Below are 7,431 nucleotides of genomic sequence, written 5' to 3'. Positions count from 1 at the left end.
CCGCCGACTTGCCACGGGCCACCGTGCCCACACCACCGGTCACCGCGCAATCCCCCGCCCCGAACGAGCCGCCCGGTGCTGAGCCACCGGGCGCATCGAGCGGAGCGCGCATCCGTTCCGCCGCCCAACACCGGCCACCGTGCCGCGTGTTGGGCGGCGGTCGGTGTGGGCGGGGGCGGTGCCGTATCACCCTCTTCGGGGTCGGCCGGGTGCACGGGGGACACGGAACCGTGGGTGCCACTGCCGCATCGGCTCGCTCCGCCTGGGGCGCATCGGCTCCCGCATCGGCTCACTCCCCGGGGACGCATCCCCCGGCGGCGAGGAAACCGGCGCCACCCCGCGATTACATGCACATGACACCCATCCGCTCCGGGGCCACCGGCCTGCCCGCCTCGCCGCCACAAGGGCCACCCGACTGCGGCGGTCAGCGGGAGCGTGACAGCGGTTGGCGCATACGGTGTATATGTCTTGAATGGGAATATCTTGACAGATGTGTCGGCGCGTTTTATGCACGTTTTATACAGACGAGGCGGTCGGCTCGCCCGCTATACCAGCAGGTGAGAGGGCCTACAGGCGAGCCGCGGGGCCACCCGGGCGTTCGGTTCCCGGCTCCGCCGGGGGCCTGCGGGCGTCGGGTCCCGGTGCCGGGCGGTGCCGCTCCGGGAGTCGGCCGCAAGACGAGGAGAAGACCATGGCACGTGCAGTGGGTATTGACCTTGGTACGACGAACTCGGTGGTCAGTGTGCTGGAGGCCGGTGAGCCCACGGTCATCACCAACGCCGAGGGCGCCCGGACCACCCCGTCGGTGGTCGGGTTCTCCAAGGGCGGCGATGTGCTGGTGGGTGAGGTCGCCAAGCGGCAGGCCGTGACCAACATCGACCGCACCGCGCGGTCGGTCAAGCGCCACATGGGCGAGGCGCAGTGGCGTTTCCCGGACAGCGGCGACATCGACGGCAAGCAGTACACCGCGCAGGAGATCTCCGCGCGGGTGCTGCAGAAACTCAAGCGCGATGCCGAGGAATACCTGGGCGAGGACGTGACGGATGCGGTCGTCACCGTCCCGGCGTACTTCAATGACGCCCAGCGCACCGCGACCAAGGAGGCGGGTGAGATCGCGGGTCTGAAGGTGCTGCGGATCGTCAACGAGCCGACCGCCGCGGCACTGGCCTACGGCCTCGACAAGGAGAATGACCAGACGATCCTGGTCTTCGACCTCGGTGGCGGCACCTTCGACGTCTCGCTCCTGGAGATCGGCGACGGCGTCGTCGAGGTGAAGGCCACCAACGGCGACACCCACCTGGGCGGCGACGACTGGGATCAGCGGGTCGTTGATCACCTCACCAAGCAGTTCAAGAACGCCTACGGCATCGACCTGTCCCGGGACAAGATGGCCACCCAGCGGCTACGGGAGGCCGCCGAGAAAGCCAAGATCGAACTGTCCGCGGCGACCGAGACCACGATCAATCTGCCGTATCTGAGCGCGTCGGCCGAGGGGCCGCTGCACCTGGACGAGAAGCTCACCCGCTCGCAGTTCGAGCAGCTCACCGCCGACCTTCTCGAACGGTGCAAGACCCCGTTCCACAATGCGGTGAAGGACGCCGGGATCAAGATCTCCGACGTCAATCATGTGATCCTGGTCGGCGGCTCGACCCGCATGCCCGCGGTGACCGAGCTGGTCAAGGAGCTGACCGGCAAGGATCCGCACAAGGGCGTCAACCCGGACGAGGTCGTCGCCGTCGGCGCCGCCCTCCAGGCCGGTGTCCTCAAGGGTGAGGTCAAGGACGTCCTCCTGCTGGACGTCACCCCGCTGTCCCTGGGCATCGAGACCAAGGGCGGCATCATGACCAAGCTGCTCGAACGCAACACCACGATCCCGACCAAGCGCTCCGAGATCTTCACGACGGCCGAGGACAACCAGCCCTCCGTGCAGATCCAGGTCTTCCAGGGCGAGCGCGAGATCGCGGCGTACAACAAGAAGCTCGGCATGTTCCAGCTGACCGGTCTGCCGCCGGCCCCGCGAGGCGTCCCGCAGATCGAGGTCTCCTTCGACATCGACGCCAACGGCATCATGCACGTCACGGCCAAGGACCTGGGCACGGGCAAGGAGCAGAAGATGACCGTCACCGGCGGCTCCTCGCTGCCGAAGGACGACATCGACCAGATGGTCCGCGACGCCGAGCACCACGCAGAGGAGGACCGCCGCAGGCGTGAGACCGCGGAGACCCGCAACCAGGCCGAGCAGCTCGTCTACCAGACCGAGAAGTTCCTCAAGGACAACGAGGACAAGGTCCCCGGTGAGGTCAAGACCGAGGTCGAGACCGCGATCGGCGAGGTCAAGGAGAAGCTCAAGGCCGACTCCGCCGACGGCGACCACACCGCGGAGCTCCGTACCGCCACCGAGAAGCTCGCGACCGTCTCGCAGAAGCTGGGCCAGGCCATGTACGCCGACGCCCAGTCACAGGCTCAGGCCCAGGGATCCGAGACGGCCGATGGCTCCGGCGAGGGCGGATCGGGCGCGGCCGGCGGCGACCAGGACGATGTCGTCGATGCGGAGATCGTCGATGACGACAAGCAGGAGGGAAGCGCACGATGAACCGTCCGACCCACGTCCGTGGCCTCCCGCAGCCGCCGCCGGCCATCGTCGGACACGGGCAGGAGGAACACCCCGGACCGGTCCCGCCCTGTGCCACCCAGGGGGAGGAGCAGACCGCACAGGACGAGGCGGGGACGCCGTACGGTGACGGCCGGGACGCCGACCGGCCATCCCGTCATGACCGGACCGCCGGGCGGCCGGCGCCACAGGAAGCGGCGCTGCGCGCCGAGCTGCGGGAGCGTACGGCCGATCTGCAGCGGCTGAAGGCCGAGTACGACAACTACCGCAAGCGGGTCCAGCGCGACCGTCTGGCGGTCGGCGAGATCGCCGTGGCCAATGTGCTGAGCGGGCTGCTGCCCGTGCTCGACGCCCTCGCCGAGGCCAGGAAGCAGGGCGAGGTGACCGGTGGTTTCCAGCGCATCGCCCGGGTTCTGCACACCGAACTGGGGGCACTGGGTCTCCAGTCCTTCGGTACGGCGGGCGCCCCCTTCGACCCGCTGATCCATGAGGCCGTCACCTTCACCCCCGACGACCGGCTGGCACACACCACCTGCACCGCGGTCCTGCGCCAGGGCTACCGGGTCGGCGACCGTCTGTTGCGCCCCGCGCAGGTGGCCGTCGCCGGCGAATCGCCCGCCCGGCCCTGAGGATCACCGCGCATCACCGCGGCCCGGTCCACGGCATCACCTGAAGCTCCGCGGCGTCACGAGATGACCTCGGTCTCGTGGCGCCGCTGCATGCCGGATTCCCTTTCTGACATCGGCGGATCCGATCCCTTGGCCCGGCACACGGTCCTTCCTGAGCAAATGCGCCCCTGAATTCCGTTCCGGGGAACGGAATGCCCTTACCGTCTGCCCTCTGCTCCCCCTCTCCCTCGCAGGCCGGAGGCGGCGAGCGACGTCAGCGCAAAGCAGGAACCGGATCGGATACCGGCGGGCCGTACCGGTTGCCGTCGGGAGCCGTGGAGTGAGCGGCGAGTTGATCGACGGAGCACGTCTTCCATAAGACGGAATGCTGCCCCTTGTGCGCGACGACGCATACGTTCGAGTCGCGGGGGCACGCGGTCCTCTATCGCCAACAGACATCCACCGTACTTCGACAGAAACCCTACGACGCACGACAGGCGGGATCATGGCGACCGAGGAAAACACGGAACAGAAGAAAGCAGGCAACGGCGGACCGGAGCGGATCGCCGCACCCACCGCAATGCGCCACGCCACCGGGCAACTTGCCCAGATGCTGCAGTGCGAGCCCGGCTCGGTGTCGGCGCTCAAGGCCACCGATGACGGCTGGCTGGCGGATGTGGAAGTGGTGGAGATCGAAAGGGTCCCGGACACCGCGAGCGTGATGGCTTCCTACCGCGTTTACCTCGATGGACAGGGCCGGATTATGGGCTACGAGCGAACGCGCCGATATGGACGCGGCCAGATCGACAGATGATGCGGCCACGCTCGGCCCAGCCATGACATGACACGGCCCCATGACCCGCTCCAGCCAACTGGAAGGGACGATCGACCGTGACGGCCATTCAGCAATCCAACGCAGCGACCAGCGGAAGTGGTTCAGGAAATCTTTACGATGTTCTTGAGCTGATTCTCGACCGGGGGCTGGTCATCGATGCCTTTGTGCGGGTCTCCCTCGTCGGCATCGAAATTCTCAAGATTGACGTACGCGTCGTCGTCGCGAGCGTGGACACCTATCTGCGCTTCGCCGAGGCGTGCAACCGTCTGGACCTGGAATCGGGTCGCAAGGCGCCGAGTCAGCTCACCGATCTGGTCGGCGAGGCAACCGAGAGCGGCGCCAAAGGAAAGTCGAAGGGCGCACTGACAGGCGCCGTTGAGGCATTCACCGATTCGCTGCACAAGGGCCAGGAGGGATCCGAGGAGGAGCCGGCGGCGGAAGAGCGTCCGGCGCGTAAAACCTCCAGCTCCAGCAGCCGTCGCACGGCCCGTCGCCGGGAGGACTGAACCATGGCGACCTACCTCTACGCCATCACCGGTGCCGACCACCCCCTGCAGCTGTCCGGCGTCACGGGTGTCGGTGACCCCGCGGCGCAGCTGCGCACCGTCAGGACGAAGGACCTGTGCGCGGTGGTCAGCGACGCGCCGGCCGAGCTACGGGCCAAGCGCCGTGATGTGGTGGCCCACCAGGGCGTCCAGGAACGTCTGCTCGCCGACGGCGCCGCCCTTCCGATGCGCTTCGGACTGGTCGGCCCCGACGACGCACAGGTGGTCTCCGCCCTGGAGGAACACCGCGACACCTACACCCGGCGCCTCGAAGAGGTCGACGGCTGCCGCGAGTACCACCTCAAGGTCGCACGCGACGAGGACGATCTTCTGCGGGAGATCGTGCGGGAATCCGCCGAGGTGCGGCAGCTCAACGACCGCACCCGGCAGAACCCGGGCGCCTACGACGACAAGATGGCCCTGGGCGAGCTGATCTCGCAGGAGGTCCAGGCCCGCCAGGACCACGCCCGTACGGCCATCGTGGCCCGTCTCGCTCCGGCTGCGGTGCGCACCGCGGACGTCGAACCGACGAAGCACCACTTCCTCAGTGTGTCGTTCCTCGTCGAGCGGGAGAAGGCCGCGGTGTTCTCCGAGGCGGTCCATGAGGAAGCCGGGCAGCGCGGTGACACCTACACCTTCAGTCTGCACGGCCCGTTGCCGCCGTACAGCTTCGTCTGACGCGCGGGCGGAGGTCCGTCATGGGACTCATCACACAGATCCTGACGCTGCCGATCGCCCCGGTGCGGGGCACGGCCTGGGTCCTGGACCAAGTGCTGCTCACCGCGGAGCGCGAGTACTACGACCCGGAGCCGGTCCGCGAGGAACTGGCCGCGCTGGAGCAGCAGTTGCTGGACGGCAGCATCGGGACCGACGAGTTCGACTCCCGCGAGGACGAGCTCTTGGACCGGCTGGAGTGGCTTGAGGCCCACCAGCAAAGGCTACGTACCGATTCCTGATCACGGGGAGAACGAGGTGTACGAGAGATGATGTGCAACGCCAAGATAGGTGTGGCCCTTGTAGGGGGCTATCTACTGGGGCGCACGAAGAAAGCCAAGATGGCCATCGGCCTGGGCATGTTCCTGGCCGGCAAGAAACTGAACCTGGACCCGAGGCAACTGGGCACGCTGGTGGCCAACTCGCCGGTCCTCGGCCCCCTCAACGACCAGGTGCGCAAGGAGCTCGTGGACGCCACGAAGACGGCGGCCGGCGCCGCGCTCACCCAGCGGATGTCCGGCCTCGCCGACTCCCTGCACGAACGGACCCTGGCCCTCGACGCGGGCGGGACGGACGGTGCCGGGCGCGCGGTGGACGACCACGGCCCGGAACCCGAGGACGAGCCATGGGACGACGCCGAGGACGGCGACGCAGCGGACTCCCCGGACGCGGAGAGCGAGAAGCCCGCCCCGCGTCGTAAGACATCTGCCAAGTCGTCCGCGAAGTCGGTCACGAAGTCGGCGTCGGCCAAGAAGTCGACCGCCACCGACCGGTCCTCCAAGGCACGGCGCTCGGCGTCGAGTGCAGCCAAGACTTCGGGAAAGGCCGCGTCCTCCCGCGGACGCACCTCCACCGCCCCGGGGCGGAAGACCGCCTCCGCGGCCCGTGGCAAGGCTTCCGGCGCGACGCGCACGGTGGCCGACCGTGGGGGCCGCAATGCCTGAGTCCACCTTCAGCAAGATCAAGGACGAGGTGACCAGGAGCCCGGCGGCCGACCAGCTCAAGGAAGAGCTGCAGCACTACCTCCAGGCCCGCGCGGAACATGCGGTCACCAGCCTCGGCCACAAGCTGGGCGAGAGCGTCGGCAAACTCGCCGAACCCGGCCAGGGCGCCGGTGGCCTGGTGAGCAGTCTGGCGAAGGGCGGGAAGGCTCTCGGCGAGGGCAAGTCGCCACAGCAGGCAGCACTGACGGCGGGCGCATCCCACCTCAAGGACACCGTCAAGGACAAGGTGAAGGGCCTGTTCGGCAAGGGCCGCAAGGGCGGCGGCGGCAAGTCCAAGAGCGTGACGATCGTCGAGGACATCGATGTGGGTGTTCCCGTACGCGACGCGTATGACCAGTGGACGCAGTTCCAGGAGTTCAGCACCTTCGCCAAGGGCGTCGTCAGTGTCGAGAAATCCGATGACACCAGCAGCAACTGGAAGGTGAAGGTCGCCAAGTCCACCCGCAGTTGGCGGGCGAATGTCACCGAGCAGGTGCCTGACGAGCGGATCAGCTGGACCACCGAAGGTGCGAAGGGCACGGTCAAGGGCGTGGTGACCTTCCACCGCATCACCGACAACCTGACGCGGGTGCTGCTGGTTCTCGAGTACTTCCCCAAGGGCCTGTTCGAGAAGACGGGCAACATCTGGCGCGCCCAGGGCCGCCGGGCCCGGCTGGACCTCAAGCTCTACCGCAAATTCATCATGCTGCGCGGTGAGGCCACCGATGGCTGGCGCGGTGAGATCCAGGACGGTGAGGTCGTGGTCGAGCACGAGGACGCCGTCGCGTCAGAGGAGGAGGACCGGGAGAACGGGGCGGACGGCGAGCCCGGCTTCGACGACGACGTGCGCCCCGAAGAGGACGACGCCGAGGAGGATGCGGAGGCCGAAGCCGAGGACCTCGACGACGAGGACGTCGAGGACGAGGACGATCAGGACGGCCTCGCAGCGGACCCGGAAGGTGAAGACGACGAGTCCGTGGAGCCTTCCGACGAGGACGACGACCGCATGGAGCCCGTCGACGAGGACGACGACCTGCCGGACGAGCGGGACCCGTATGGCGAGGACGAGCCGGCACCCCGCCGGAGCCGCCGTACCGCCGTTGCCCGCTGACCCGTCCCGACGCACAGACGAGGC

Annotated in this window: 8 protein-coding genes; all 8 read left to right on the top strand. The window is 68.1% G+C overall.

Annotation, left to right across the window (positions count from 1 at the left end; genetic code table 11):
* Positions 1–691 precede the first annotated feature (691 nt).
* The 8 genes from dnaK (at position 692) to ACWGI6_RS27835 (ending at position 7,407) form a co-directional block, all read left to right on the top strand.
* Positions 692–2,593 carry a molecular chaperone DnaK gene (gene dnaK, locus ACWGI6_RS27870; RefSeq protein ID WP_453270065.1) on the top strand — a complete coding sequence of 634 codons (1,902 nt, stop codon included), beginning with the start codon at positions 692–694 and terminating at the stop codon, positions 2,591–2,593.
* Positions 2,590–3,240: a nucleotide exchange factor GrpE gene (grpE, locus tag ACWGI6_RS27865; RefSeq protein WP_453270064.1), complete on the top strand. Its 651-nt coding sequence runs from the start codon at positions 2,590–2,592 to the stop codon at positions 3,238–3,240. The genes dnaK and grpE overlap by 4 nt, the downstream gene beginning before the upstream one ends.
* Positions 3,241–3,724: 484 nt before the next feature.
* On the top strand, positions 3,725–4,033 hold the full coding sequence (locus ACWGI6_RS27860; protein ID WP_453270063.1) for a gas vesicle protein GvpO: 309 nt from the start codon (positions 3,725–3,727) through the stop codon (positions 4,031–4,033).
* Positions 4,034–4,110: 77 nt separating this feature from the next.
* Complete coding sequence (locus tag ACWGI6_RS27855; protein ID WP_453270062.1) at positions 4,111–4,560, top strand: gas vesicle structural protein GvpA; 450 nt, start codon at positions 4,111–4,113, stop codon at positions 4,558–4,560.
* Between the two features lie 3 nt (positions 4,561–4,563).
* Positions 4,564–5,277: a GvpL/GvpF family gas vesicle protein gene (locus tag ACWGI6_RS27850; RefSeq protein WP_453270061.1), complete on the top strand. Its 714-nt coding sequence runs from the start codon at positions 4,564–4,566 to the stop codon at positions 5,275–5,277.
* Between the two features lie 20 nt (positions 5,278–5,297).
* Entirely contained in the window at positions 5,298–5,555 is a 258-nt protein-coding gene (locus ACWGI6_RS27845) for a gas vesicle protein GvpG (RefSeq protein WP_453270060.1), read from the top strand.
* 27 nt (positions 5,556–5,582) lie between these two features.
* Complete coding sequence (locus tag ACWGI6_RS27840; RefSeq protein ID WP_453270059.1) at positions 5,583–6,257, top strand: hypothetical protein; 675 nt, start codon at positions 5,583–5,585, stop codon at positions 6,255–6,257.
* Positions 6,250–7,407 carry an SRPBCC family protein gene (locus tag ACWGI6_RS27835; RefSeq protein WP_453270058.1) on the top strand — a complete coding sequence of 386 codons (1,158 nt, stop codon included), beginning with the start codon at positions 6,250–6,252 and terminating at the stop codon, positions 7,405–7,407. Before ACWGI6_RS27840 ends, ACWGI6_RS27835 begins: the two co-directional genes overlap by 8 nt.
* Positions 7,408–7,431 lie beyond the last annotated feature (24 nt).

The organism is Streptomyces sp. NPDC054786, from assembly GCF_053611685.1.
This window is presented reverse-complemented; position numbering and strand designations above follow the sequence as displayed.

Bases quoted from the DNA above. Each gene is read 5' to 3' on its own strand.
- ACWGI6_RS27850 (WP_453270061.1), top strand. From the start codon at position 4,564: ATGGCGACCTACCTCTACGCCATCACCGGTGCCGACCACCCCCTGCAG.
- ACWGI6_RS27840 (WP_453270059.1), top strand. From the start codon at position 5,583: ATGATGTGCAACGCCAAGATAGGTGTGGCCCTTGTAGGGGGCTATCTA.
- grpE (WP_453270064.1), top strand. From the start codon at position 2,590: ATGAACCGTCCGACCCACGTCCGTGGCCTCCCGCAGCCGCCGCCGGCC.
- ACWGI6_RS27835 (WP_453270058.1), top strand. From the start codon at position 6,250: ATGCCTGAGTCCACCTTCAGCAAGATCAAGGACGAGGTGACCAGGAGC.
- ACWGI6_RS27860 (WP_453270063.1), top strand. From the start codon at position 3,725: ATGGCGACCGAGGAAAACACGGAACAGAAGAAAGCAGGCAACGGCGGA.
- dnaK (WP_453270065.1), top strand. From the start codon at position 692: ATGGCACGTGCAGTGGGTATTGACCTTGGTACGACGAACTCGGTGGTC.
- ACWGI6_RS27845 (WP_453270060.1), top strand. From the start codon at position 5,298: ATGGGACTCATCACACAGATCCTGACGCTGCCGATCGCCCCGGTGCGG.